Source organism: Dongia sp. (assembly GCF_041905885.1).
Taxonomy (GTDB): domain Bacteria; phylum Pseudomonadota; class Alphaproteobacteria; order Dongiales; family Dongiaceae; genus Dongia.
On sequence record NZ_JAYRKD010000038.1, the window covers coordinates 1 to 25,602 of the forward strand.

Below are 25,602 nucleotides of genomic sequence, written 5' to 3' on the forward strand. Positions count from 1 at the left end.
AAAAGCCAGTGGTAAACTCGTGATCGTCGCAGCTTGCTGTGGCATGGGGGTGCTCCTCTTGTGTGCTTGGCAGTTCACATCTGGAGTACCCCTTCCTTGCCCTGACACAAAATCTCTTACGTCACCCCTCCGACGCCATACCGGACAAACCGCACGCATCCTGCTATAATCGCCGTGCTGTTTGACATCGTGAGTGATGTATTGAAAGTCGGCCCCGCGCGTTGGCCGTGCGCCAAGCAAGGCGAACCTTTACAGGGCCTTTACCGGGAGAGAATCGCATTCGTGCGCGCGCGGTGGCGTTTCGCCTGCGGCCTCAAGCGCTTGAGCCGACCTTTCAGCCTCAACGCGACCACCGGCGGTAAAGGTATCGCCGGTGCCGCGCGGGCTGAGCGGTTCGCTAACCCCGACCGGACCCCGACAGAATCGCACGACCCCGACCGGACCCCGACACAAACGATCAACACAGACCGGACACAGACAGATCGCACTACCCGGACCCGACCCGGACGGATCGCACGACCCAGGGCGAACGCAGACGGATCGCCAACGCAGACAGGACGCAGACGGAATCGACCATCGGTCGCCCCCGCCTCGTCCTGTTCGGCGTATTGCAGCAAGGGTTTAGCGAGCCTGGGCCAGATCCTTCCGTCGCGGCCCGTCTGTCTGGGGGCGATGCAGCCGGGCGCGCCGGATCCGCCTGGGACCCGGGACGCCGCTGCAGCCCGGCGATCGGAGCGCTACGGCATCCGGTTCTGGTTGTTGATGCAGCTTTCCTTGTTGATCGGGGTACCGCCGCAATTGGCGCCGTTGTCATCCGACCCGGACGACGTCGCGCTCGTGGTCGTGATCGGTTGCGCGCAGGCAGCGGCCAGAAGCGCAATGATGCCGATGAAACCGCAGCGCGCGAGGTTGAGAAGATTCATAGCCCTGTCCTCGAATGTTCCGAACCGACCCCGCCTCCAAGATGCGCATCGGCCTTCGACTGAGCAAGGCCGGCGGTCGATGGATCGTTCCGCTGTCCCGCGATTTCGCGCACCGGGCTGTGCGGAAGCGCTGATTTCGGTACCTGCCGGGCCTCACTTTGCCGCCGGCCGCCACCCGCATCTCCACCGGCCCCGCCGCGGCGACGAAGGCGCGCAGCCGGTCCTTCAGGGCGTCGCGGCCTACTCTGTCCACGTGACTGCGGCGCCGACGGCAAATGCGGCGCCGCCCCGCGCCGAGCGCCCGCGCCTCCGCCGGACGCACACAGGAAGCGCATAGCCGCATATTCTGCTTAATGCCGCCGCTAACCTGTTTCGCCCCGACACGCTCCGTTGTGTGTGAAGCGCCAACACCGGGTGACCGACGTCACTCCGGAGAGCGTGGTCGCTTGACCGAACCTGCAACGGCTCGCAGCATCCGCCCTCGCCACTCGACTTCGGCTCAGTCTGAGAGTCTTCTCAGTTCACGAGTTCAGGGAGAGAGCGGAATGTCCAAGCAGTCAGCGATCACACTCGACAAACACCTCGCGCTGGATAAGGCGCGGGCGAAAGCCGCGATCGATGCCATCAAGGATCGAAAGCGCCCCAAGCTCATGTCGGCCGATGTGAAGGCGCGCGGCAAAATCAGGAAGCAGCTCGGCAAGCAACTGCGGCCGCTGTTCGCCGGCGCCGGGCTCGATCTCCGCAAGCTCGACAAGGCGCTGCAGGGCAATCACGCCGAGCTCAAGAAGAGCCTCGCCCAGGACCGCGCCGCCACCGCCAAGGAATACGCGCAAGCGCATAAGGAGCGCCTGGCGGGCCTCGCCAACACCCGCGCCGCGCTGGAGCAGATCGCCGGCACCGCCTACCTCACGACGCCCATTCCGGTGGCGACGCCGTTCTTCATCGGCGCCCGGCCGGCGGGCTTCCTGGAGGATTCCAGCATCGCGCCGTTCAACAACGTGGCCAAGCCGTCGCTGCATGTCACCCAGAACACCGACGGCCGGACCGCCAAGATCAGCTTCTACTTCGCCTGGCAGAATCCGATCGACTTCCTGGCGGTCCTCAACTGCAGCGCCGACGTGATCGTGAACGGCCATGTCCGCAACACCGCCGAGGACGGCTGGTTTACCGGCGGCACCGCCCGGGTCAAATTGCGGACCGAGCTCAACGTCTTCATCGGCCCGCTCACCATCTCCTTCCAGCAGGGCCAGAAGGCCAACATCGACACCATCAGCGCCGAGGGCGGCGGCATCTTCGACGTCGGCGCCGTCGGCGACCGGGACGTCTCCGCCAGCACCCATCTCAGCGCCGCGAACATCCAGGTCGAGGGCAGCCGGATCGCCGTGTTCGAGGTGGCCTTCATCGCCGACTATTCGATCGACGACGGCAGCATCGACATCGATTTCGCCAGCGGCGACCGCTCGGTGATCGTCCCGGCGCTGAACATCGAGCTGCTGACGCCGCCCGGCCCCAGCCTCCAGCCGCCCTTCGTGCTGGAGCCCTTCACATCGGTCATCGGGAGGTGAGTGCCATGAAAAGGATCCAGCTCGAAAAAGCCAAGACCGCGAAGACCAAAGGCACCGGCACCGCGCCGGTCAAGCTCGACAAGCAGCAGGTGAAGGCGCTGATCGACAAGATCAAGGACCGCAAGGGGCCGGAGCTCGAGCTGCTGCAGATGGAGCGGGAGTCGAAGCAGGCAAAGCTGCGGCGCAAGCTCGGCAGGCAGTTGCGGACCGAGTTCGCCGGCGCCGCCTTCGATGCCAGGAAGATCGACAAGGTCCTGGCCGGCAACCAGGCCGAGCTCAGCGCCGTCCTGAAGAAGGAAGCCGCCGCCGCGGCGAAGAAGGCCGCGCCGATCATCAAGCGGCAGCAGGCGGGCATCGCCAACACCCGGGCTGCGCTGGAGCACATCCGCTACCAGCCGCATCTCACCACGACGATCCCGATCAGCACCCCGTTCCTGATCTACGCGACGCCGGTCGGCATGCTGAGCGACACCCATACCGAGCCGTTCAACAACTTCGCCAAGTTCTTCTACACCAGCGACCGGAACACCGCCTATGACAGCGTGGTGGTTAAGTTCTTCTTCGCCTGGCAGAACAACTCCGACTTCCTGGCGGTGATCAACTGCAGCACCAGCCTGATTGCGAACGGTCTCCTCATCGACACCGCCGAGCCGGGCTGGCTCTTCCCCGGCAGCGCCTGGATCGAGGCTTGGGCCAGGCTGACGGTCTACATGGGCACGACCACGATCAACTACCAAGGCAGCCAGCAGAAGCAGATGGGCCAGGTCTACACCGAGGCCGGCTATTCGGAGTTCGGCGCGCCGGGCAGCATCAATTCCGTGGACCTTGTCGGCAGCTTCGATCTCTCCGCCAGCAACATCGCCGTGGACCCCGGCCGGATCGTCGTCTTCGAGGTCGCCTGCAGCGCCGACTGGTGGATCGACTTCGGCGGCTCGATCACGCTGGACTTCAACTCCAACGTGGCCGCACGCCAGCTCCTCTGCCCCTCCCTGCAGGTCGAGCTCCTGACCGCACCGCAAGGCGGCTTCAACCCGGTCGCCGGGGGCTTCGGAAACGCCGTTCTCGGCTGAGCCTCCTGGAATCTGGAAACTGCGGCGCCGGAGGCAACCCCGGCGCTGCTTTTGTTTTGACGATTGCGGGCGACATCGCTCGGAATAGTCTGAACGGCGAGAGAGCATGCGTCATGGCATCCATCCGCTACATCGTGACGGACATCGACGCCGCGGTGGCATTCTACCGTGATCGCCTCGACTTCGCGGTGGACATGCACAATCCCGGCAAGTTCGCGGCGCTCCAGCGCGACGATCTCACCCTCTACCTGAGCGCACCGGGGGCCGGAAGCGGCGGCAGCGCTGGCGGCAGGCCGGAGCCCGGCGGCTGGAATCGCTTCATGATCGTCACCCAGGACATCGACGCGCTGATCGGCCGGTTGACTGAGGCTGGCGCTCGGTTCAGGGGCGAGATCAGCGAAGCCGGCGCCGGCCGCGCCCGGCTTCTCGAAGATCCCTCCGGCAACCTGATCGAGCTCTTCGAGTTCAAGAAGAAATAGGCGCAGCGGCGCGGCGATGATTCGACCGGCTACAGCCGCCCCAGCTCCGCCGCCGCCCCGGCGCTTTCGATGAAGTTGCGCGGGCAGACGTCGCGCGCATGCTCGAAGCGCTGCCGCGCCGTCGCCAGGCGGCCGGCAATCAGCTCGAGCTGGCCGATGTAGTAAGCGGCCTGGCAGTCCTGCTCGTTGGCGGTCTTCGGGTCCGGATTCTCGGCCGCCTTCAGCAACTCCGCCGCGGTGATGCGCCCCTGGTAGTAGCGCAGGATCGGCCCCGGCCACGCCGCGAGGTCGAGGCCGTCGGCCGCCGTGTCGAGTGCGCTTGCGCCGTCCTTGCCGTCGCGCATCCGCGCCAGATAGAGGAGGATCGCGGTATGGCCCTGCATCACATCTGCGTTCGATGAGTGCGCGAAGGCCTCGGCCGCCTCCGCAAACCGCCCCAGCCCGAACAAAGCCGCGCCAATGTTCCAGGATGCATTATCCGTGTATTCATCCGGGTCCAGCCGACGCGCCCGCTCGAGGTCCGGGATGCCCAGCTCATAGTCGCCCTTGCGGCTATAGACCCGGCCGCGTTCGTAGAAGGCATCGGCATAGTCCGGATTGATCCGGATCGCCTGGTCGAGATCCGCGATCGCCCGGTCGAAGTCTTGCTTCAGCTTGTAAACCCGGCCGCGCCCGTAGTGGCTGGTCGCATTCCCCGGGTCGAGCCGGATCGCTTGGTCGAAATCCGCCATCGCGCGGTCGTAGTCCTTTTGGTCCGAATACGCGGCGGCGCGCAGCGCATAGCTCCAGGCATCGTTCGGATCCCGCTGGATCGCCTGGTCGAGCGCTTCGATCGCCCGCGCGTTGTCACCCTTGCCGACATAGACCATGCCCCGGCCCTTGAAACCGTCGCCGGCATTGGGCAGCAGCTTGACCAGGAGATCATAGTCCGCGAGCGCCTGGTCGAACGCTTCCTTGGCGACATGGGCGGCGCCGCGCGCGTTATAGACCTGGGGATCGTCCAGCTTCAGCCGGATCGCCGCGTCGTAGTCCGCTATCGCCCGATCGTATTCTTCGCTGCTGGCATAGGCGAGGCCCCGGCTGAAATACGCATCCGCATCATCCGGCCCGAGTTCGATCACCGCATCGAAATCCGCGATCGCCTCCCGGTAGGCGTCCCGGCGGAGATGCACCCTGCCGCGGTGACGAAGGGCGTCGACGTATTTCGGGTCGAGGCGGATCGCCTGGTCGTAATCCACCAGCGCCTGGGCGTCATCCTGGGTTTCATGGATGAGGCCGCGACTATAGTAGACCCCGGCGTCGTCCGGCGCGAGGCGGACCGCCTCATCGGCATCCTGGACCGCGCGGTTGTAATCGCCTTGGACGAGATACGCCGCCGCACGGCTCTTGTAGAGCGCCGCGGTGGCAGGCGCGAGCCGCTTCGCCTGACCGAAATCCTGCATCGCCCGGTCGAAGTCGCCCGTCATGCTGTAAGCCAATCCGCGATTGAGAAAACTGTCGGCATCGTTCGGCCTCAGCCGGATGGCCTGGTCGAAGTCCCGGATCGCGGGGACATATTCACCCTTGGCGTTGTAGGCCAGCGCGCGGTTGTAGACGCCCTCGTACAGGCCCGGGTCCAGCCGGATCGCCCGGTCGAAATCCTGGATCGCGCGATCGTAGTCGTCCTTCTGCAGATAGGCACGGCCGCGGTCGCAATAGGCCACCGCGTAATCCGGCTTCACGCGGATCGCCTGGTCATACTCGGCGATGGCGCGGTCGTACTCGCCCTTGCCGTCATAGGCGTTGCCGCGGCCCTCATAGCTTTCAGCCTCTTGCGGGTCCAGCCGGATCGCCTGGTCGAAGTCCTGCAGCGCCTGATCGTGCTCGCCCTTCTTGTTATAGGCGATGCCGCGGTTCCGATAGGGCACGGCGGCGTCGGGGATCAACCGGATCGCCTGGCTGAAATCCTCGATCGCCCGATCGTATTCCGCCTTTGCGACATAGGCGATGCCGCGTTGGTTGTAGGCTGCGGCCTCCCCCGGCTTAAGCCTGATCGCCTGGCCGTAATCCTGGATCGCGCGATCGGATTCGCCGTTGCCGGCATAGGCATCGCCGCGGCCGACCAGCGCCCGCACCATGTTCGCGTCGGAGAGCGCGCCGGAGTCGATGGCCTGGCTGCAGAGGTTGAGCGCGGTGTCGAGCGCGCGATCGGCGGCATCGACACAGGCATCCGCCTCCTCGGTGCCGTCGGAACAGGCGCCGGCAAAGAGGCTCAATCCGGCTGCAACCAGCAGCGCCGTCAAACGTCGCATCGCCATCAACTCCCAGGTCCCTGGCGTTTTCGACGATCCCATGCGGGGCGTCAAGACGCGCGTCGCCCGTGAAGGCCATCATCCGGCCATAGTTCCTCGGCAACAATGCCCGGTGCTTCGATCCTCAACCGCCGGTTCCTGGAGAAATCCCCATGGGCCTTCGCGCCGCCCTGCTTGCGACCTTGCTCCTCGCCCTCACCTCCGCCGCTGCCCCGGCGCAGGCCTGCATGGCGGTGGCGCCGCTCGAACCCGCCGATATCAAGTATGCGGATGTTGTCGTGATCGGGCGCATCGCCAACTACACCATCGTGCTCGACCAGGCCTGGCGGGAGGAGATGAAGAAGCGCGCGCAAGAGCCGGGCATTTCACCCGAGCTGAAGGAATTCTACCTGACGGATCGCGGCTTCTTGACCGACTATGCCAAGTTCGACGTGCTGGTCGACGAAGTGCTGGTCGGCAAGGCGCCGGAAGCCCTGACCGTCACTTGGGACAACTCCACCTTCTCGGAGCCGGAGAGCATGCCTTCCGGTCCCTTCCTGATCGCACTGACCGATCCGAGAAAGGGCCTGATGCTGCCGCTGCGCGGACCCAGCGCCACGATCATGCCCAACCCCGAACCGGCCGCTCTGACGGTGCTGCAGGCGCCCTGCTCGGACGCCTTCATCTTCGAAACCACCAGCGAAGAGGCCCGCGCCAGCCTGCGGATTCTGGGCCGCTGACGCGGACTCTTACCTTGTCCCGGCCTCACGCCGATTTCTCGGTGATTTGAGGCAATTGCCGCTCACCGCTTTGCGATCTGCCGCTGCGGAATCCGTTGAACGCGGCTTCACCGCGACGCGACACGTCTGTTGCTCCGGGCGAGGCTGTCTCGCCGGGCTGACAAGGGAGAGCAACATGGAATGGTTTTCGCGTCCCCGTATCGCCGGCAGCTTCGCGGCCGGCCTCGTGATCGGTCTCAGCCTGGTTTCCACGACGGCCCTGGCCGAGGTGCGCCAGGTCGGCGGCACCAAGGCCAACTGGGACAAGGCTTGCCAGAGCAACAAGGACTGCATGCCGGTCGGCGATCTCGGCGGCGGCGTGAACGGCTATTTCGTGCATGACGGCAAGGGCGGCGGCACCTCGGTCTGGTGCAACGACAACAAGTGCGTCGCCGACCATCGTCCGATCAAGCCGGGCAGGGACGCCGTGCAGATCCTGCAGCAGCCCACGCTGCAGATGGGCGGCGCGGGCGGCGTCAAGCAGCCGACCGGCGGCGAGAGTCCGGCGACGCTGCTCGACCTGCGCTGAGACCCGGACGGCGGGAACCACCCGGCCGCCCGCCGGTTTGCTGACGAGTTAGTGCCGCTCTCTGCGCCAAAGGCGCGGCGGAAAGCGCTCGGCCTGGCCCTGCAGCGAGAGGTTTCCAAATGGTTTCGACAGCCCGACGCGTTTCCAGCCACACGAGTTCCGACGTCAACGCGCGGATTCGGGACGATATGGTCGCGGGCCTGCGTCATTACGCCGACCATCCCGACGAAATTGATCAGCGTCTCGATGAGCTCGATCGGGAATGGGACATCGAGCGGGCGATCGAGGCGAACGCGTCTACACTCGCCCTCACCGGCGTGGTGCTCGGCGCGACCGGCGACCGGCGCTGGCTGATCCTGCCGGCGCTGGTGACCGCCTTCCTGCTGCAGCACGCCGTCCAGGGCTGGTGCCCGCCCGTGCCGGTGTTGAGGCGCCTCGGCTTCAGAACCGCAGACGAGATCAACCAGGAGCGCTACGCCCTCCGGGCCCTGCGCGGCGATCTTGCCGGCGGCGAGGATCGAGGACCGGGACGGGTGAAGGCGGTCCTCAAGTTCGCCGGACTCAAGAGCTAGGCACGTTGCGCCGCGCAGCGCGCTGAGCCCGCACACGGGCCGAATTGCAGGCGCTTCCCAAGATGACACGCGCGCGTTGCCGCCCGAGAACATTTGCGGTACAATCATCGGATGTCGAAAATCGCGGCAAGTGCATTGCATCGCCCACCCCGACGGGACCCCGACAGAAACGCGCAACCCCGACCGCAGGCTTACCGCTGCGCATAACCCCCACCCGACCCCCACAGGAACGCGCAACCCCCACGGGACCCACACCGGAACCGCGATGACGGATGCAACGATCAGGCCTGACACCATCGATCGGCTGGAAGGCGCAGTGCCGGCGGCCCTGGCGATGATGGCCGGCCTGCAACTCGGCGTCTTCACCCGGCTGGGCGACGGCCCGCTGGACACGGCGGCGCTTGCCGCGCGCATCGGCTGCGGCGAGGAACGGCTGCAACGGCTGCTGCATGCCTTGGTGGTCGCCGGCCTGCTGGAGAAGCGCACCGACGACGCTTTCGCCAATACGCCGGAGGCCGACACCTTCCTGGTCGAGGGGCGTCCGCGATACCGCGGCAGCATGCACGCACTCACCGCCCATCTCTGGGAGACCGATCTCAAGACGGCGCAGTCGATCCATGCCGGGGCACCGGCGGCAGCGCATGACTTCTCGAAGGCGCCGGATGAAGCGCTGCTGAAACTGTTCACGGAGCTGCATCCCGGCACGATTTCCACCGCCAAGGATCTGCTCCAGGTCTTCGACTTCAGCGCCGCCCGCGCGGTCATCGACATCGGCGGCGGATCGGGCGGATTGGTGGCGACGCTCTGCGCCGCCTTTCCCGCGCTGCAGGGGACCTTGCTGGAGCTGCCGCGCTGCGCCGGCCTGATCGAGCCGCTGCTGCGCGCGACGCCGGGCGGCGAGCGCGTGACGATTGAGGCCGGCGACATCGTCGCAACACCGCTCGCGCCCGAGCGATATGATGCCGCGATCCTGCGGGCGCTGGTACAGGTGCTGGGCCCCGACGAAGCGGCCCGGGCGATCCGCCACGCCGCCGCAGGCCTCCGCCCCGGCGGCGCACTCTACATCATCGGCGGCGGCATCCTGGACGACAACCGGCTCGGCCCGGAAGAAGCGGTCTATCTCAACCTCACCTTCCTCAACTTCTACACCGAAGGCCGCGCGCATACCGAAAGCGCGCATCGCACGTGGCTTGCTGAAGCCGGCTGCGGGGCGGTCCGGCGGCTGCGCCTGCCGAGCGGCCGCGGCGCCATCGTCGCCACCAGGCTCTGAACGAAAGTTTTCGCATGAAACCGGTCGAAGCGCTTGAGATCGCCATCCTGGTAGACAACACAACCGACTCCCTCTCTTCCAACCCGGATTTCGTCGAGACCGAGTTCGCCTTCCTGCGGCGGCACGGGATGAAGTGGCTTTCCGGCAAGTGCCTCTGCTGTGCCGCGCATGGTCTCTCCTGCCTGATCACGACGAAGACCGCCGGCACGTCGCACACTCTCCTATTCGACACCGGTCCGGATGAATGGGTGTTCGAGCGCAACGTGACGCGGCTCGGTGTCGATCTCGGCAGCGTCGAGGCCATGATGCTGTCGCATGGGCATTGGGATCACGGCGGCGCCATGCCGCGGGCGCTGCAGATGATCACGCAGGCGAACGGCGGCAGGAATGTGCCGGTCTACCTGCATCCGGAAATGTTCGCGCTGCGCGGCACCCGCACCAAGGACGGCGGCATCTTCCCGATGGAGAAGGTGCCGAGCGTCGACGTGCTCGCGGGTTGCGGCGGCGACGTGGTGGTCACGCGCGACGAACAGTCGGCCCTGGACGGCGCCTTCCATATCAGCGGCGAGATTCCACGCGTGACCGCCTTCGAGCGCGGCATGCCGGGCCAGCATCGCCAGAAGCCGGACGGCAGCTGGGAGAAGGACGAGCTCCTGCCGGACGAGCGCTTCGTCTCGGTCCACGTCGCCGGCAAGGGCCAGGTCGTGTTCACCGCCTGCTCCCATGCCGGGTTGATTAACGTGCTGCTGGCAGCGCGGGCGCGCTTTCCGGACGTGCCGCTCTACGGCGTGTTCGGCGGCTTCCATCTCTCCGGCCTCACCGAGGCGATCATCCCGGAGACGGTCGCGGCCCTGGCGCAGTTCGACCTCAAGCTGATCGCCGCCGGCCACTGCACCGGCTGGCGCGCCGTCAATGCGCTCAGCGACGCCTATGGCAGCGCGGTGGTGCCCAGCGCGGTCGGAAAATACTACCGGTTGTAGCAGCGGGCGGCCGCGCGGTCGGCCATACCGCACACACACGCCCGTATGCCCCACCCAGCAGGACGGGCGTTAGGTCCGTCGGCGGGATCATAAAGAATTACTACCTCCGGTCGACTTTGCGCTTATGCAGTCTCTCTATCTGTGGTACCAGACATCGTTCCTACGGGGACCAGGAACCGGCTTGGCGTCTGGGCGATTTTGCCCTCCATCGGCAATGGGGGAACCTATCATGCTGTTCAGAACACTCCTCGCAGGGCTTGCGGTATTGGCCAGCGCCTTCCTCGGTCTGCAAGGCGCGGTTGCGCAAACCCAGAACGACTCCTTCATGGCCGCCAAGGCGCTGAGCCCTGATGGACTGAAAGCCTTCTCCGACAGCACGCGTTTTTTCGCTACCCTCACGTCGCACAACGGCAAGTACGTGCTCAACAACGCGACCCGCGTGAAGGCCTCGAAGATCGACAGCGTCAACGGCGTCAACACCCGCGTCGATGACGGAATCCTCACCATCCCGCCGATCCGCTGGGGCAACTACAAGACCTATGAGCTGGATTTCGTCGCATCGCAGACTCCCTCGGCGTTCAACCGGATCTACCTGGAGCAGCTGGACACGACGCTTCCCGAGTGCCGGCCGTGCTTCATCATTCACCGCACCATCGAAGATGCCTCGACCGTGACGAACGACAAGGATTGGGTGCTCGGCACCGTCGCGGCGACTGACCAGGACGGAACGGCCTGGCAAGGAATCTATCTCGGCGGCAAAGAGGATGGGAGCGGCCGGAAATACCTCCCGGTCGGCACACCGATCTGGCAGCGCCAGTCGGCCGGCGACATTGCCGGCATCGGCCTGGCCTTCTCGGACTTCTACCCGCGCCTGGTGCTCCGCCCGGCCAACCCCAGCGATCCGACTTCCACCGCCTGGCAGATCGCTGAGCTGAAGGGCAACGCCTGGACCGGCAAGCTCCTCTATGTCTCGGGTGACCCCAACGAGCTGTTCGGCCTGGTCCAGGTGGTCCGGAGCCCGGATTGGACGCGCTACGGCCTCTGGGACGCCTCGAACGCGAGCCCGACCTACGCCAATTTCGAGATCCGGCGCCCGCTCGGGATCGTCGCCTCGGTACCGGTGGTTCGCAGCGGCAAGGATTTCATCGACGCACCGCTCTACAACATCGACGCCACCGTCACGGTCAAGAGCGCCTCGACCTTCGCCGGCATGGCGGGACTATCCTTCAACATGAATGCGGCGCCGCTGACCCAGTTGGACCAGCGCTTCACCTACCCGGGCTTCATCGCTTTCGTGCCGCAGGTTCCCGAGCGCCTCGCGATGACCCTGCCTAACGGCAGCGTCCTGAAGTTCCCGCTCGACTACAACGGCTCCTTTCCCGGCCTTGTCTTCGGCATCCGCGGCGCCGCGCCGGGCAGCTGCACCGAGCGCGGCATGCTCGACTACCCGGTGACGGGCGGCATCAGCGATTTCCTGGCCAATCCCGACGACAAGATCGGAAGCTGGGTGGTCTGCAGCCTGCCCTGGGCTTGGGAGCTCAACAAGCCCTACAAGCTGCGGCTCTGGATCACCAACAACGGGGCCTGGGGCGCCTGGGTGTCCGATGCCGATGGCAGCAACGGGCGGCAGATCGGCCTGCTCACCATCCCGCAGGATCAGTTCGGCAACAAGCAGCCGCGCATTGCGAGCGCCGCCGCCTTCGTCAGCGTTCGCTCGCCGCAGGCTTGCGACAAGGTGGCGCCGCTCGAGATCACCGTCGAGAAACTGGTCGGCGACGCGAACCAGGCGCAGCTGGCCTTCGGCACCCCGGGCAAGAAGGATTGTCCCGGCCTGAAGACCGCGACGAGCTGCTCGGGGGGCAGCTGTACTTTGGGCGTGCAGTAACCGGTCAGGCCTCACCGTCCCAGTAGCGGCGCGTCGCGGCCTTGTCGAAGACGTGCTGGCGCTCGTCGAGCCCCGGGACCGCGAGCTTGTTGGAATCGGGATAGACGCAGACATCGGCGGGCTTGCGCTCGCCGATGATCAGATAGCGACAAGGGCCGCTGCCGCTGTTGAGAAAGGAGTGGGCGACCTTCCTTCCCGCCGGGAAGCAGACATAGTCGCCGGGCTTCATCACGTGGCGCTCGTCGCCGTTCTCCGCGCTGGTAAGCAGCAAGGTGACCTCGCCTTCCAGGACGATCGCCTGCTCCTCCTCCAGCATGTGATAGTGGCGCGGGAAGAGCCGTTTCCCCGGCGCCGGGGATTCGATCGCCATGCCGACATGGTAATCCCCGCCGACCGCCGCATAGGTCAGGTGCCTGGTTCGACCGCCGAACTTCTCGGCGGTCAAGCTCTCTTCCCAGGCCACGGAATCCGAAGCGATTGGCGGCTTCGGCGAGAGGTCCGGATCCTCGGCTTCGACCTTGGCGTCGGCGGGCGGCCGCTCGCCCGCCGGCAGGCCGGTATCCTCGCCGTCCCAGTAGTTGCGGGTGGCGGCGAGGTCGAGCAACGCGCGGCGGCCAAGCGGGCGGACCAACACCTTGTTGGTGTCGGTATAGACCACGACCTCGTTCGGGCTGTTCTCGCCGACGATGACATAGCGGCAGGGCCGGTCGCCCTCGTTGATCAGCGTATGCCCCGCCTTCTGCCCGGCGGGGAAGCAGACATAGTCGCCGGCCTGCATGCGGTGGGTCTCGGCGCCGAGACGCAAGGTCAACGCGCCTTCAAGGATGAAGACATGCTCCTCCTCGATGAAATGATAATGCGCCGGTGCGGTCCGCATCCCGGCGGGCAGTTCCTCGATCGCGACGCCGACGTGATAACCCTCTCCGACCGCCGCCAGGGTGAGATGCTTGTAGCGGATGTTGAAGTTCGGCACGTCGTCGAACGCCGTCCAGGGCACGTCGTCGCTGCGGATCGGCTTGATCGGTCTCTCGGATGGATTCTCGGACAACATGGGAATGGCAGGCTCCGCTTCGCTCCGGGGGAGCCGGAGTTTGGCCGGAGCCTGCGCCCGGTTCAATGCCTCATGCAAAAGCCAGCGCAGCGGACTCCGCCTTGCGCGCGACCGGCGCCCAGTCATGCTCCGGGAAGAAATGCGGCACCGCGCGGTCGATGTAACCGGCGAGATTGGCATGCGCCAGGCCGATCTGGCGCAGCGGCGAGTCCAGCGCGCCGTTGAGCAGCGTCGCCAGCATGCCGGTCATCGCCGCGTCGGTGCCGCAGGGCTGGTCGCCCATCAGCCAGGCGCGCTTGCCGAGCAGAGCAGACAGCGCCTCCAGGGTGCGGCCGCCGAGCGCGGCGATCTGCTCCGGCGCGTGCCGGCCCATGCCCTGGGCCTGCAGATAGCCCAGCACCTTGGCGCGCGCGCCCTGCCGGATCTTGTCGCGGATCGCTTCGGGGGCATTGTCGAAGAAATGCGCCGGGCCGTTGTTGAAGTTCTCCTCGATGCCCCAGCGCATATGCAGGCAGCACCAGTAAAGATGATCCTCGATCATGCGCTCGACCGCCCAGGCCTCGGCCCGCTCGACCGCATCGAGGCCGCGGTCGAAGTCGAAGCCGTATTTGCGCGCGACATGGGCGCGGATGAAGCTGGTATCGGCGACGATCTCCCCGTCATCGTCGATATAGGGCAGCTTGCCCTTCGGCCCCTGGTCGGGACCGGCGATGCTCTTGCTGTAAGCGAGGCCCGCCATGCGCAGCAGGATCTCGCCTTTCATGACGAAGGGGCTGCCGTCCGGCATGCCGAGATAGGGGCCGAAACCATAGAGGGTGATCATTGCGGGTCTCCTTCGCGGGGGTTGCCTGACCCCTGAAATAGCCGCCCCCTGTTGCCAGCCTGCTGTCAGCAGCACGGAACCCTGCTGCCACCATGCTGTCAGGAGCGATCTGGCAGCATGCTGTCATCAGGAGGTGTCAGGTGCGGAAAGCGGACCGGCTGTTTCAGATCATCCAGATATTGCGGCGCGCCCGGAAGCCGATCACGGCCGAGGCGATCGCCGAAGAACTCGAGACTTCCAAGCGCTCGGTCTATCGCGACATCGCCACCTTGATGGCGCAACGGGTGCCGATCCGCGGCGAGGCCGGGATGGGCTATGTGCTGGATTCCGGCTTCGACCTGCCGCCCCTGATGCTGACCCCGGAGGAGATCGAGGCCGCGGTCCTGGGCGCGCAATGGGTGATGGCGCGGGGCGATCCCGGACTGGTCCGCGCCGCGGAGGACCTGGTGGCGAAGATCGCGGCCGCCGTGCCGGAGCGCCTCCGGCCTTTGGTGCTTGATCCCTCGACGCGCACCCGCAGCGACCGGCTGCCGATCCCGCCGGACATGATCGACATGGTCGAGGTGCGGCGCGCGATCCACGCCAGCCGCAAGATCCAGCTCGGCTATCGCGACGAGAAGGGCGAGGAGACGGCGCGCAAGGTCTGGCCGATCGCGATCGGCTATCTCGAGACCGTGCGCATGATGGTCGGCTGGTGCGAGATGCGGCAGGATTTCCGCCACTTCCGCACCGACCGCATCACCACGGCGGAGTTCCTCGACGAGCGCTATCCGGAACGCCCCGCGGTGCTGCGCGCCCGGTGGCGCGCAACCCTGCGGGACAAGGTGCCGGCGAAGGCCTGACTACTTCGCCTTCTCCGCGATCCCGGCCAGGCCGGCGTCGTAGATGCCGCCGATCACTTCCATCGCCTTGTCGTCCGGCGCGTCCTTGGCGTCGAACTTGCCGACCCAGGTGATGGTCGAGCCGCTGCCGTTGGCCGCGACGGAGATGGTCGATGCATAATTCTGCACCGGCAGCGGGCTCTCGACGATGGTGTAGCCGTAGGAATGCGCCGCGTCGTCCCAGGCCGACTGCTCTTCCAGGATCGAGCCGCCGCCCTTGAGGGAAAGCAGGCGGAAGGTCTTGCCGTCCTTCTGCTGCAGCTCGCATTTCTCGACCGCCGGATGCCACGACCCGATGCCGCAGAAATCGCCGATCGCCTGCCAGACCGCGTCGGGCGCGGCGGCGACGTCGAGACTCTTCTTCACGTCCAAGGCCATGGCGGAACTCCCAAAGGCGGCGACCGCGAACAGCGTCGTCGCGGTCAGCGTGATACGCGATTTCATGATTCCCCTTCTCCTCCCAATTGCCGAATTGCGCGTCGGCATTGCCTCCACCATAGGAAGAAAAGAAGCAGGGCATATTGGACTTTGGTTTGACGCGGCTTAGGCTGATGCCGGTCTTGATGAACCGGGGAACCTCAGATGAAAACCCTGCTTTCGGCCTGGCCGTTCTGGGCCCTGCTCTCCGCCGCCTTCGCCGCGCTGACCGCGATCTTCGCCAAGGTCGGCGTCGAGAACATCAATTCGGATTTTGCCACCTTCATCCGCACCGTGGTGATCCTGGCCGTCCTCGCGGCGATCCTGACGCTCGGCGGCGAATGGCAGCCCTTCGGCAGCGTCTCGGGCAAGACCTATATGTTCCTGATCCTGTCGGGTCTCGCGACCGGCGCCTCCTGGCTCTGCTATTTCCGGGCGTTGAAGATCGGCCAGGCGGCCCAGGTGGCGCCCATCGACAAGCTCTCGGTGGTGCTGGTCGCGCTGTTCGGCGTGGTCTTCCTCGGCGAACGGCTGAGCGGCCTCGGCTGGCTCGGCATCGCCCTGATCGCGGGCGGCGCGGTGCTGATTGCGCTGGAGGCCTGACCTTACTGGATCACGCCGATCCGCTTCAGGAACTCGTGCTCGGTCTCGCGGCTGTGGTCGCCGGCGAAGGCGTAGCCCTGGGGCTTCGCGTCGATGTAGATCTCGCCGCCCATCTCGAACTTCGCCTGGTCGTCGAAAGCACCGATGCTCATGATGTACATGTCGGGCTGGAACAGGTGATAGAAGAGATGGCTGCCGCATTTCTTGCAGCTGCCGCGCTCGGCGAAGTCCGAGGACCTGTAGCGCAGGATATCGCCGTCGCCCTTGAAGGTGATGCCGCCGACATGGACCGACATGGTCGGCCCGCCTGCGTGGCGGCGGCACATGCCGCAATGGCAGACATGCATATGCGTATCGACTTCGGTCGCGGTGAAGCTGACAGCGCCGCAGAGGCATTGGCCGGTGGCGGACGGAAGCGTGCTCATGCGTTTCTCCCCGGTTTGGGCGCATTCTCGACCGCCTGGCGCAGCCAGGTCAAACAGGATTGCACGGCATGTCGCGACTTGAAGGTCTTCGGGTAGAGCAAGGCCTGCAGCCAGTAGCCATCGACCAGCGCGCTCAGCATGCCGATCAAGGCCGCGGCCTCCTTCTTCGACGGGACGATCCGCAGCATCTCCGCCTCGAGGTCGCGGTGATAGCGGCGCTCGACCCTAACCGCGGCGCTGCGGAACCGGTCGCGCAGGCCGGAATCGACCCAGAAGGTGAACCAGACCGCCAGCTTCTCGGCGGTGAACACCTCGGCGCCGAAATAGGCATCGACCATCGCGGTGATGCGGTCCCAGGGCTCCGGCCCCGCCTCGGCGACGCGCGCCTTCCAGGCCTGGTCGAACTCGTCGGCGAGGTGATTGAACGCGGCTTCCAACAGCAGGTCGATGGACTTGAAGTGGAAGTTCATCAACCCTTGTGAGGCGCCCGCCCGCTTTGCGACCTTGCCGACGGTGCAGCCGGCGTAGCCGTGCTGGGCGATGACATGGATCGCCGCTTCGATCAGCTCCTTGCGGCGGGTGGCCCGGATCGCCGGATTCTGGCCGAGGGCGCGGCGCTTGCGCTTGAAGGTGCTCAAGCCGCCGCCCTCACGCCTTCTTGCGCGGCGGGTCGAAGAACATGCGGTTGGTCACCGTGCAGCGGGCCATCAGGCGCTCGATCTTCTTTTCCTTCGGGTACCAGATCTCGGTCCAGATCTCGGTGCCCGGTTTCGCATAGGCTGGTGGCACTCTGGCAAAGGCGATGCTCTTCTTCAAGATCGGCGACCACATCCCGGAGGTGGTGAGGCCGATTTCCTGCTTGGCGGCTTTGTCGGCATAGAGAAAGGACCCGCCGATGGCGGGCTTCCGGCCCTCGACCTCGATCCCCATCAGGATGTGCCGGGAGCTGACCTTGGCCTTCTCCTGCTGCAGCGCCCTCTTGCCGACGAAATAGGCCTCTTTCTTCAGGCCGACCGCCCAGCCGATCCCGGCCTCGATCGGGCTTTCGCGCTGGGTTGGGCGGATCGCATGCATGGCGCCGATATAGTCGGCATCGACCAGGATGAAGCCCGCCTCGATCCGCACCATGTCGAGGGCCTGGCTGCCGATCGGCGCGATCTTGAAGGGATCGCCGAGCTTCATCAGCCGGTCCCAGAGCCATGGCGCGCTCTCCGGCTTCACCCAGAGCTCGTAGCCGAGATCGCCGGTGAAACCGGCGCGGTCGATGCGCAGCCAGTGATTATCGACCGTGGTTTCCATGATGCCGAAATGCGGCAGGCTCTCGATGCCGCCGACGCCCATGACTTTCAGGAGATCGCGCGAGGTCGGGCCTTGCAGCGCCAAGCCGCAGAAGCGGTCCGAGACCTCCTCGATCTCGACATTGAAGCCATAGGCGCTTTCATGCAGCCAATGGAGCTGGTGCAGTGCCGCGTTCAGGATGAAGTCATTCTCGCCGAGGCGGAAGATCGTCCCCTCCTCGATCATCTTGCCGTCGTCGTCGCACCAGGCGGTGTAGGCCGCCTGCATCGGCCTGACCTTGGTGATGTCGCGAGTCAGCAGGAAGTTCATGAACCGCGCCGCATCGGCGCCACGGACCGAATACTTGATCAGCGGCGAGACGTCGTAGAGCGTGCAACCGGTCCGGACAGCGAAGTATTCGGCCGAAACGGAATCGAAGAAAGCCGGCGAGTAGGTGCCCATCCAACGGATCCAGCCGTTGCCGTGCATCAGCGCTTCCATCGGCTCATGGAACGGCGTCTTCTTGAGGAAGGGCCTCAGGTGCTGGACGTGGGTCATGCCGCGGCCCTCCGCGTCTTCAGGGATTTGAGGATCTCGCGCGCCGCGTTGGCACCGGCGGCACCGGAGACATTGCCGCCGGGATGCGCCCCGGCACCGCAGAGCCAGAGACCCGGGATCGGCATCCTGTATTGCTGGTACTGGCCGGCCGGGCGGAGGAAGAACATCTGGTCGAGGGTGACTTCGCCCTGGTGCCACTGGCCGCCGGCGAGGCCGAATTGCGCCTCGAGATCGTGCGGCGTCAGCACCTCGGAGCCGACGACGCGGGTGCGCAATCCCGGCGCCAAAACGTCGAGCGTGTCGATCGTGCGCTCCAGCACCTGGCGGCGTGCCTCATCCGGCGCGGTCTCGCGCAGCTTGTACGGCGCATACTGGAACAGGATCGAGGCGACGTGCTTGCCGCTCGGTGCGAGACTGGGATCGGTGAGCGTGGGAAGCGTCACTTCCAGCGCCGGCTTGTCGGCGACCCGGCCATATTTCGCGCAGTCGAAGGCGCGCTCGACATAGTCGATCTTCGGTGCCACGACCATGCGGCCGCTGCGGGTCTTCCAGGCATCAGGCAGGCCGTCGAGCGCCAAATGCACCTTGGCGACGCAGCCGTTCATGCGCAGGTGCCGGATGCGCTTCATGAACTCGGTGTCGAGATTGCCCGGCTGGACCAGCTTCAGCAGCGTGGTCTGCGGATCGGCACTCGACGCGACATTCGCGGCACGAACCTCCTCGCCGCCCTTCAGCACCACGCCGGTCGCGATCTCCTTCTCCAGCAGGATATGATCGACCGCCGCCTGCGTGCGGATCTCGACGCCGGCCCTGCCCGCGGCATCTTCCAGCGCCTTGGCGACGGTGCCCATGCCGCCCTTCGGCAGATAGAGGCCGCCCATGCCGTGCTTGCCGTAGGAAGACTGGCGATAGAGCAGATTGAAGACTGTGTTCGGCGAACGGGGCCCGAGATAGACGCCGAGCGTGGCGTCGAGGCTCAGCAAACCCTTGATCGCATCACTCTCGAAGAAATCGTTGGCGAGGTCGGCCACGTTCATCGTGAGAATACGGGTCAGCTCCAGCATGTCCTTCTTGCCGAGCATGCGCACCTGGAGCGCGAACATCGCCAGCGCCAGCTTGGTCTGGAAATCGTTGGCGCTGATCGCCGGGCTCGGCGGTGTTCGAGAGAGAAAGGTGCCGAGCGCACCGGCGATCTTGTTGAGGCGCGCCGTGACCCGCGGCCAGGCCTCTGCATCGGCCTTGCTCACCGCGGCGATCGAGGCCGCGGTGGCGGCGGCATCGCTCGAGATCTCGATGCTCTTGGACTCCGGCAGCAGCACCGAGGTGCCGATCGCGGTGTGATCGAGCTTCAGGCCGAGATCGCGAACGACCTTCGGGTGCAGCGCATGCAGGATATGCGCGACCCCGGAGACCTTGAAACCCGGGGCGAACTCGCGCGTCACCGCTGCACCACCGATGCGATCGCTGGCTTCAAGCACGATCACCTTCTGCCCGGCCTTCGCCAGATAGGTTGCGGCAACGAGGCCGTTATGGCCGGCGCCGATGATGGCGACATCGTAAATCCTGCCGCTCATCGGATCACCCCGTGCTTGAAGTCCTTCAGCATCTCGCGCGCCGCGTTGGCGCCGGGAGCGCCCATGACGCCGCCGCCGGGATGGGTGCCGGAGCCGCACATGTAGAAGCCGTCGAACGGCCCGCGATACTGGCCGAGACCGGGGAACGGGCGGTTGAAGAGGAGCTGGTCGAGGGTAAGCTCGCCCTGAAAGATATTGCCTTCGGTCAGGCCCACTTCGTTCTCGATGTCCCAGGGCGTGCGGGTCTGGCAGTGCAGGATGAGATTGCGGAAACCCGGCGCGTTCATCTCGATGGTGTCGAGCACGTCCTTCTCGAAGGCCGCCTTCATCTGCGGCGTCCATTCGCTCTCGGCGAGCTTATAGGGGACGTATTGCACGAAGACCGACATGAAATGCTTGCCGGGCGGGGCCATGGTCGGATCGACCGTGGTCGGGATCACGATGTCGAGGAAGGGCCGCTTCGACCAGGAGCCGTATTTGTAGTCGTCGAAAGCGTGCTCGATGTAGTCGAAGTCACCGCCGATATCGATCGTTCCCCAGGCGCTTTCCTTCGGGCAGCCGGCGAATTGCGGCAGCCCGTCCAGCGCGATGTTGAGCTTGCCGGAGGAGCCGCGGATCTTGAAGTTCTTGGCGTAGGCGTGGATGTCGGGATCGATCGCATCGAGATCCGACTTTTCGATCAGCTTGAGGTATGTGCGCTTGGGGTCGAGGTTGGAGGTCACCGCCTTGGCGTAAATCTCCTCGCCGCTGGTCAGCGCCACGCCGACCGCGCGGCCGCCTTTCACGATGACCTTGGCGACTTCGGCATTGGTGCGGATCTCGACGCCCGCCTCGGTCGCGGCGGAGGCGATGGCTTTGGAGACCGAGCCCATGCCGCCGCGGGCGAAGCCCCAGGCGCCGATCTGGCCATCGACTTCGCCCATATAGTGGTGCAGCAGCACGTAGGCGGTGCCCGGCGAGTACGGACCCAAAGCCGTGCCGATGATGGACGAGGCGGCCGAGAAGCCCTTCCAGCGCGGGTTCTCGAAATACTCGTCGAGGAAGTCGCCGATCGACATGGTCCAGAAGCGGATGATCTCGTACATCTCCTTCTCGCCCATGCGGCTGAACTCCGCGGCGATCTTCAGGAGACCGTCCAAGTCCTCGCGCTTGCCCCAGGGATTGATCCGGTTCTGGGCGAAGGGATTGAGCTGGGTCGGGTCCGGCGGCGTCAGCATCAGCAGCGGCTTGATGAAGCGGCATTGCCGGCTGATCTCGGCGGCGTAGTGGTCATAGGCCTCGGCATCCTTGATCGAATGCCGGCGCAGACTCTCCCGGGTGCGGTCGTGGTCCTTGTAGGTGATGATCCCCTCGCCTTCTGGATTCGGCGAGGAGTTGATCTCGTAGGGGATGACCTGCAGCCCGTGCCGGGGCAGGTCGAGGAAGCGGAAGATCTCCGGCCGCAGCAACGAGCAGACATAGGAGCAGGTCGAATAGGTGAAGCCGGGATAGATCTCCTCGGACATCGCCGCGCCGCCGACCTTCTTGTAGCGTTCGAGCACCAGGACCTTGAGCTTGTTCTTGCCGTCCTTCTCGCCGCCCTTGGCGAGATAGGCGGCGGTGGTGAGCCCGTTATGCCCGCCGCCGATCACAATCACATCGTAGCTTTCAGCCATTTGCCGCCCCGGTGGTCCCAGTCATTGATTAAATTGATTGGCTACTATTTGAATGTTCATTCAAAATATAGCCAGGCTGGGCGAGCCTGTCCAGACGGACCGCCGGCCTGCAGGACCGGCAACCCAATTGCCGTTTGACACGTTAACCATGGGGGTCTAGCCCTTCTGAAAGGCCCGCCCAGGGGGATTCGAGTCTTGCCAAAGAACCTTATTGTCGCGCTGCAAGCCGTTGTTGTTGCGCTACTCCTTTCAGCACCCGCCTTTGCCAAGACGACCAAGGGCGAGGCCCCCGCTCCGCCCGCCGTGCCGGTCCCGAAGGTGGATGCGGAGGCGCTGGTCCCGCCCGGTCCAACCAAGCTGGAAGGCACCGCGCAGGCCGTCGATGGCGACGAGATCCGGGTCGGCGATTCGCGGGTCCGGCTCTATGGAATCGCGGCGCCGGACATGTCCGCGCGCATGGGGCCCGAGGCGCGGGTCGCGCTCGATGGGTTGATCGGCGGCGCGCGAGTGACCTGCAAGGTCTTCGATAAGACGCCGGAGGGCGACGCGATCGCGCAATGCGAGGTCGGCGGCAAGGATCCTGCGCTGGAGCTGGTCGCGCGCGGGCTGGCCGCGGTCTATCGCAGCGGCAACTTCAATGACAGCGAGCAGCAGGCCTTCGCCGAGAAATACGACGCCGCCGAGGCCCAGGCGCGGCAGCAGGATGCCGGCCTCTGGCAGCCACCGGCGCCGGCCGCCGATCCCCAAGCGGCGGCGCAGGAGCGCACCAAGGCGCGGGTCCTGCATTATGCCGGCTTCGCGTTGCTGATCCTGGCGATCTTCACGGTCTCCATCACCCGGCTTTCGGTCGCGCGCCGCGACCGCGTCGAACGCGGCAAGCGGCGCGAGGAGCAACGCACCACGCTCTCCTTCGCCATGGCCGCCGAGGTCGAGATCGTGTTGGCGACGGCACGGCGGCTGGTCGAGCAGATCTCCACCCATCCGGCGGAGCGGCCGATCCCTGGCGCGGCCAGCGCCGCGCTGGCTTTGCCGAGCACCACATTCTGGAGCGCCAATCCGGCGCGGCTGCATCTGCTGCCGGTCGAGGCGACGGTTCCCCTGCTCCGCTTCCACGCCCAATATGAGGATGCGGTCCGAAAGCTATCTGTCGCCAGCGCCGTGCCCGCCAATACATTGACCGCCGCGCTGAATACCCTGGTCGAGTATGGCACCGCCGCCGTCACCGCGATCGAGGCGTCGATCGGCATCGAACGGCACGCCGAAGCGGCTCCGGACCAGCCCAAGCCCGCGCCGGCGACAACGCCGACGCCTGCAGCCGCTGCTTCACCTGCACCATCCGGGCCGGCGAATAGCAAGCCAGATCCCGCAGCCCATTGACGTTGAGGCCCTTCCGCCCGGATCATTCCGAGTCGGGTTTGACGGGGATTGGCGATGTCGGGGATGGGCAACCAGGGCGCATTCGAGCAGGCGATCGGCCTGTTCTATGACGCGGCCTATGACCAGAGCAGCGAGGCCTGGTCCGCCGTCGGCCGGCAGTTCATGCAAATCCTGGATGCGAAAGGCTGCCTGCTGCAAATCGCCGACATGCGGGTCGGCCGCTCGCAGCTGCTGGCGACGCCCGGCTGCGAAGGCCTGAATATGGCGGCCTACGCCGAGCATTATGTGCGGCATGATCTCTGGGCCCAGATGGCGACGCCGGAACGCGGCAACCGGGCACTGCTGATGCACCGCCTGGTGACGCCCGACGTCTGGGAGCATTCGGAGATCTACAACGACTTCGTCCAGCCGAACTCAAGCTTCTTCTGGTGCCTCGGCGCCGCGATCCCGCTGAGCGACGGCCAGATCGGCATGCTGGGCGTGCTCCGCAACAAGCAGGACCGGCATTACAGCGAGAGCGAGGCCGCCGGGCTCGACACCCTGCTGCCGCATCTCCGGCGCTCGCTGCAGCTGACGCATCACCTGCGGCGGCTGCAGCTCGACCTCGCCCATGCCCGGGCCAGCCTCAATGCGCTGTCGATCGGGGTCGTGGTCTGTTCACCCGAGGGCAAGGTCAGGATCGCCAATCGCATAGCCGAGGAGATCCTGCAGCGCGGCGACGGCATCGTGCTCGACGGCCTGGACACGCTGACGGTGAACGATCCCAACCAGCAGCACGGGCTGCGCCGGATGATTTCAACGGCGGCGCGGCGGACCGGCCTCGAGCCGAACGGCGCCGGCAATGCCCTACGGGTCGGGCGCAGCGACGGCCCACCGCTGAAGGTGCTGGTGGCGCCGCTGCCGGAAGCGCAGCATGCCGGGCTCGGCGGCGCGGGCGGCGCGATGATCCTGATCGACGACCCGGAGCGCAACGCCGCGCCGGCGATCGAGGCGCTGAAGGCGTTGTTCGGCTTGACCACCGCGGAGGCACGCCTGGCGCGGCGTCTCGCGCATGGCGATTCCACCGCGCCGGAGATCGCCGCGGAGTTTTCACTCTCGCCGCAGACCATCCGCACCCAGATGAAGAGCATCCACCGCAAGATGGACGTGTCGCATCAGGCCGAGATCAGCGCGATCATCAGCCGGCTGGGTGTGCTGGGGCAGTAAGCGCTAGACCGCGCTCTCGGCGCCCCGGCCGCGCCTTACCATGTATTTGATGTTGACCGCGCGGAGCCGCGTGGCCGTGGTGGCGGTGAGCGCATCCAGGAGACGCACCTCGCGCGGCGTGCCGGGCTGGAAGCGGCGGGCGCGGATGTCGGCAGCCAGGCGCTTGCGCGCAGCGGCGAGATCACCAACCGGCTCCGGATAGAGCGCCTGGATCCGTTTCAGCTCGGCGGCATCCGCGGCAGGCCCCTCTTCCAGCTCGGCCTTGGCGATGGCGATGGCGCGCAACGCCATCAACGTGTGGTACTTTGCCTCGCCGGTCAAAGTGCCGACGAGGTGGTCCTGCAGGCCCTGCTCGGCCAGCTTCAGCAGATCGGCGGCTCCGGGTCGCGGCAGCATGGTCTAAGCGCCTTTCTTCAGCTTGGGCAGTTCGGCCAGGAGATCGTAATCGCATTCGATCGCGCGCAAGCCGGTCAGCGCCAGGTCGAGCGACGGCTCCTGGCCCGAGGCATGCCGCTCGCCCTGCTGGAGTGCGATGATCGCCCAGCGGATCGGCGCCACCGCCTCCCAGTAGCGGACACGCGCGTCGTCGACCGGCTGACCGGTGCCGCTCTCATAGCCGGCATAGAAAGCCTCGCGCGTGCCGATGCCGCCGGCCTCGCGATCGACCGCGCCGAAGCGCCAGCAGCGGGCGCAGAACCAGCCAAGATCCTCGTAAGGGTCGCTCCAGCCGGAGAACTCGAAGTCGAGGATGGCGGTGAGCTGTCCGTCATCGGCCATGTAATTACCGGTGCGGAAATCGCGATGCGCCAGCGCGACGGTCTCGATCGGTGGCGCCAGGTCTTCCATCCGGTTGATCGCCCATTCCAGCACCGGCTGCGGCTCGAGCAGCGCATCGAGGCATTTCCGATAATGCGCGGCGCGGCGCGGGATCAGATCGGCGCCGGCCTTAGGCAGGAAGGCGAGCGATTCCGGCGCGGTGGCGGGACGGATGCGGTGCAGCTTGGCGAGCTCGGCACCGAGCCGCGTCGCCAGCTGATCGCCGGCCTCGCCTTCCAGGCTGCGCAGCAGGCGGCGGCCCTGCGCCAGGCCGTTCACCCGGCGCATCACGTAGAAGGGCCGGCCAATGATGCTGCCGCTGGGCTCCAGCCAGAGCGGTTGTGGCACGGTCACGCCTGCAGCATGGGCCGCGGCGATCAGCGCGAATTCCTTGCCCCGCGGCCAGCTCTCGGCGATCCCGGAGACGGCGTCGCTGCGCAGCACCGCTTCGTAGCGGCCGGCCTGCGGTCCGTCGGCGACGTCGATGTCGAGCGCCCAGTTCTCCTGGATCGCACCGCCGCCGAGACGATTCAGGATGGTAACGGTCGCGCTCTTCGCGCCGGCCGCCTGGGCGATGAAGTCGGCGACGGCTTGGGATTGCGCGGCAAGGCTCACG

Annotated in this window: 25 protein-coding genes; 13 read left to right on the forward strand and 12 right to left on the reverse strand. The window is 66.1% G+C overall.

Going from position 1 to position 25,602, the window contains the following annotated elements; all coding sequences use genetic code 11:
• Positions 1-737: 737 nt before the first annotated feature.
• Entirely contained in the window at positions 738-923 is a 186-nt protein-coding gene (locus ACH2CY_RS25680) for a hypothetical protein (RefSeq protein ID WP_395022714.1), read from the reverse strand.
• 545 nt (positions 924-1,468) lie between these two features.
• On the opposite strand from ACH2CY_RS25680, the gene ACH2CY_RS25685 reads away from it, so the two are divergent.
• From ACH2CY_RS25685 to ACH2CY_RS25695, 3 genes are all read left to right on the forward strand, one after another.
• Positions 1,469-2,488, forward strand: coding sequence for a hypothetical protein (locus ACH2CY_RS25685; protein ID WP_395022715.1), 1,020 nt, complete (start codon positions 1,469-1,471; stop codon positions 2,486-2,488).
• 5 nt (positions 2,489-2,493) lie between these two features.
• On the forward strand, positions 2,494-3,558 hold the full coding sequence (locus ACH2CY_RS25690; protein WP_395022716.1) for a hypothetical protein: 1,065 nt from the start codon (positions 2,494-2,496) through the stop codon (positions 3,556-3,558).
• 113 nt (positions 3,559-3,671) lie between these two features.
• A complete protein-coding gene (locus ACH2CY_RS25695) occupies positions 3,672-4,037 on the forward strand; it encodes a VOC family protein (protein WP_395022718.1) in 366 nt (121 codons plus the stop codon).
• Positions 4,038-4,066: 29 nt separating this feature from the next.
• On the opposite strand, the gene ACH2CY_RS25700 is transcribed toward ACH2CY_RS25695, so the two are convergent.
• Positions 4,067-6,328, reverse strand: coding sequence for a tetratricopeptide repeat protein (locus ACH2CY_RS25700; protein WP_395022719.1), 2,262 nt, complete (start codon positions 6,326-6,328; stop codon positions 4,067-4,069).
• A gap of 152 nt (positions 6,329-6,480) precedes the next feature.
• Between ACH2CY_RS25700 and ACH2CY_RS25705 the strand changes: the two genes are divergently transcribed.
• From ACH2CY_RS25705 to ACH2CY_RS25730, 6 genes are all read left to right on the forward strand, one after another.
• Entirely contained in the window at positions 6,481-7,047 is a 567-nt protein-coding gene (locus ACH2CY_RS25705) for a hypothetical protein (RefSeq protein WP_395022720.1), read from the forward strand.
• 175 nt (positions 7,048-7,222) lie between these two features.
• Positions 7,223-7,615 carry a hypothetical protein gene (locus tag ACH2CY_RS25710; protein ID WP_395022722.1) on the forward strand — a complete coding sequence of 131 codons (393 nt, stop codon included), beginning with the start codon at positions 7,223-7,225 and terminating at the stop codon, positions 7,613-7,615.
• A gap of 119 nt (positions 7,616-7,734) precedes the next feature.
• Complete coding sequence (locus ACH2CY_RS25715) at positions 7,735-8,187, forward strand: hypothetical protein (protein WP_395022724.1); 453 nt, start codon at positions 7,735-7,737, stop codon at positions 8,185-8,187.
• Between the two features lie 265 nt (positions 8,188-8,452).
• Positions 8,453-9,457, forward strand: coding sequence for a methyltransferase (locus ACH2CY_RS25720; RefSeq protein WP_395022725.1), 1,005 nt, complete (start codon positions 8,453-8,455; stop codon positions 9,455-9,457).
• 14 nt (positions 9,458-9,471) lie between these two features.
• Positions 9,472-10,437, forward strand: a complete 966-nt coding sequence (locus ACH2CY_RS25725) for an MBL fold metallo-hydrolase (RefSeq protein ID WP_395022726.1) — start codon at positions 9,472-9,474, stop codon at positions 10,435-10,437.
• Positions 10,438-10,666: 229 nt separating this feature from the next.
• On the forward strand, positions 10,667-12,322 hold the full coding sequence (locus ACH2CY_RS25730; RefSeq protein WP_395022727.1) for a hypothetical protein: 1,656 nt from the start codon (positions 10,667-10,669) through the stop codon (positions 12,320-12,322).
• 4 nt (positions 12,323-12,326) lie between these two features.
• Here the strand turns inward: ACH2CY_RS25730 and ACH2CY_RS25735 are convergent, their stop codons facing one another.
• Positions 12,327-13,373: a cupin domain-containing protein gene (locus tag ACH2CY_RS25735; protein ID WP_395022729.1), complete on the reverse strand. Its 1,047-nt coding sequence runs from the start codon at positions 13,371-13,373 to the stop codon at positions 12,327-12,329.
• Positions 13,374-13,443: 70 nt separating this feature from the next.
• The gene (locus tag ACH2CY_RS25740) at positions 13,444-14,196 is read right to left on the reverse strand and encodes a glutathione S-transferase family protein (protein WP_395022731.1); all 753 of its coding nucleotides are present in this window, start codon (positions 14,194-14,196) and stop codon (positions 13,444-13,446) included.
• A 140-nt stretch (positions 14,197-14,336) separates the two neighbouring features.
• Here ACH2CY_RS25740 and ACH2CY_RS25745 point away from each other — a divergent pair, with 140 nt between their 5' ends.
• Complete coding sequence (locus ACH2CY_RS25745) at positions 14,337-15,038, forward strand: helix-turn-helix transcriptional regulator (RefSeq protein ID WP_395022732.1); 702 nt, start codon at positions 14,337-14,339, stop codon at positions 15,036-15,038.
• Here ACH2CY_RS25745 and ACH2CY_RS25750 read toward each other — a convergent pair whose 3' ends face one another.
• The gene (locus tag ACH2CY_RS25750) at positions 15,039-15,521 is read right to left on the reverse strand and encodes an SRPBCC family protein (RefSeq protein ID WP_395022733.1); all 483 of its coding nucleotides are present in this window, start codon (positions 15,519-15,521) and stop codon (positions 15,039-15,041) included. It lies immediately after the preceding gene.
• Positions 15,522-15,659: 138 nt separating this feature from the next.
• Between ACH2CY_RS25750 and ACH2CY_RS25755 the strand changes: the two genes are divergently transcribed.
• On the forward strand, positions 15,660-16,097 hold the full coding sequence (locus ACH2CY_RS25755; protein WP_395022734.1) for an EamA family transporter: 438 nt from the start codon (positions 15,660-15,662) through the stop codon (positions 16,095-16,097).
• A gap of 2 nt (positions 16,098-16,099) precedes the next feature.
• On the opposite strand, the gene ACH2CY_RS25760 is transcribed toward ACH2CY_RS25755, so the two are convergent.
• The 5 genes from ACH2CY_RS25760 to ACH2CY_RS25780 are packed head-to-tail and all read right to left on the reverse strand — an operon-like array spanning position 16,100 to position 21,587.
• The gene (locus ACH2CY_RS25760; RefSeq protein ID WP_395022735.1) at positions 16,100-16,522 is read right to left on the reverse strand and encodes a GFA family protein; all 423 of its coding nucleotides are present in this window, start codon (positions 16,520-16,522) and stop codon (positions 16,100-16,102) included.
• Entirely contained in the window at positions 16,519-17,160 is a 642-nt protein-coding gene (gene betI / locus ACH2CY_RS25765; RefSeq protein ID WP_395022737.1) for a transcriptional regulator BetI, read from the reverse strand. The genes ACH2CY_RS25760 and betI overlap by 4 nt, the downstream gene beginning before the upstream one ends.
• A gap of 10 nt (positions 17,161-17,170) precedes the next feature.
• Positions 17,171-18,358 (reverse strand): aminomethyltransferase family protein, encoded by a 1,188-nt coding sequence (locus ACH2CY_RS25770; protein ID WP_395022738.1) that lies wholly within the window; start codon positions 18,356-18,358, stop codon positions 17,171-17,173.
• Positions 18,355-19,932 carry a phytoene desaturase family protein gene (locus ACH2CY_RS25775; protein ID WP_395022739.1) on the reverse strand — a complete coding sequence of 526 codons (1,578 nt, stop codon included), beginning with the start codon at positions 19,930-19,932 and terminating at the stop codon, positions 18,355-18,357. The genes ACH2CY_RS25770 and ACH2CY_RS25775 overlap by 4 nt, the downstream gene beginning before the upstream one ends.
• A complete protein-coding gene (locus tag ACH2CY_RS25780; RefSeq protein WP_395022741.1) occupies positions 19,929-21,587 on the reverse strand; it encodes a phytoene desaturase family protein in 1,659 nt (552 codons plus the stop codon). The genes ACH2CY_RS25775 and ACH2CY_RS25780 overlap by 4 nt, the downstream gene beginning before the upstream one ends.
• A 195-nt stretch (positions 21,588-21,782) precedes the next feature.
• Between ACH2CY_RS25780 and ACH2CY_RS25785 the strand changes: the two genes are divergently transcribed.
• Positions 21,783-22,964, forward strand: coding sequence for a thermonuclease family protein (locus ACH2CY_RS25785; protein ID WP_395022742.1), 1,182 nt, complete (start codon positions 21,783-21,785; stop codon positions 22,962-22,964).
• Positions 22,965-23,018: 54 nt separating this feature from the next.
• Complete coding sequence (locus ACH2CY_RS25790; RefSeq protein WP_395022743.1) at positions 23,019-24,170, forward strand: helix-turn-helix transcriptional regulator; 1,152 nt, start codon at positions 23,019-23,021, stop codon at positions 24,168-24,170.
• Between the two features lie 3 nt (positions 24,171-24,173).
• Here ACH2CY_RS25790 and ACH2CY_RS25795 read toward each other — a convergent pair whose 3' ends face one another.
• Both ACH2CY_RS25795 and ACH2CY_RS25800 read right to left on the reverse strand, forming a co-directional pair.
• Positions 24,174-24,566 (reverse strand): DUF6285 domain-containing protein, encoded by a 393-nt coding sequence (locus ACH2CY_RS25795; RefSeq protein WP_395022744.1) that lies wholly within the window; start codon positions 24,564-24,566, stop codon positions 24,174-24,176.
• Positions 24,567-24,569: 3 nt separating this feature from the next.
• On the reverse strand, positions 24,570-25,601 hold the full coding sequence (locus tag ACH2CY_RS25800) for a phosphotransferase family protein (RefSeq protein WP_395022745.1): 1,032 nt from the start codon (positions 25,599-25,601) through the stop codon (positions 24,570-24,572).
• Position 25,602: the final 1 nt, after the last annotated feature.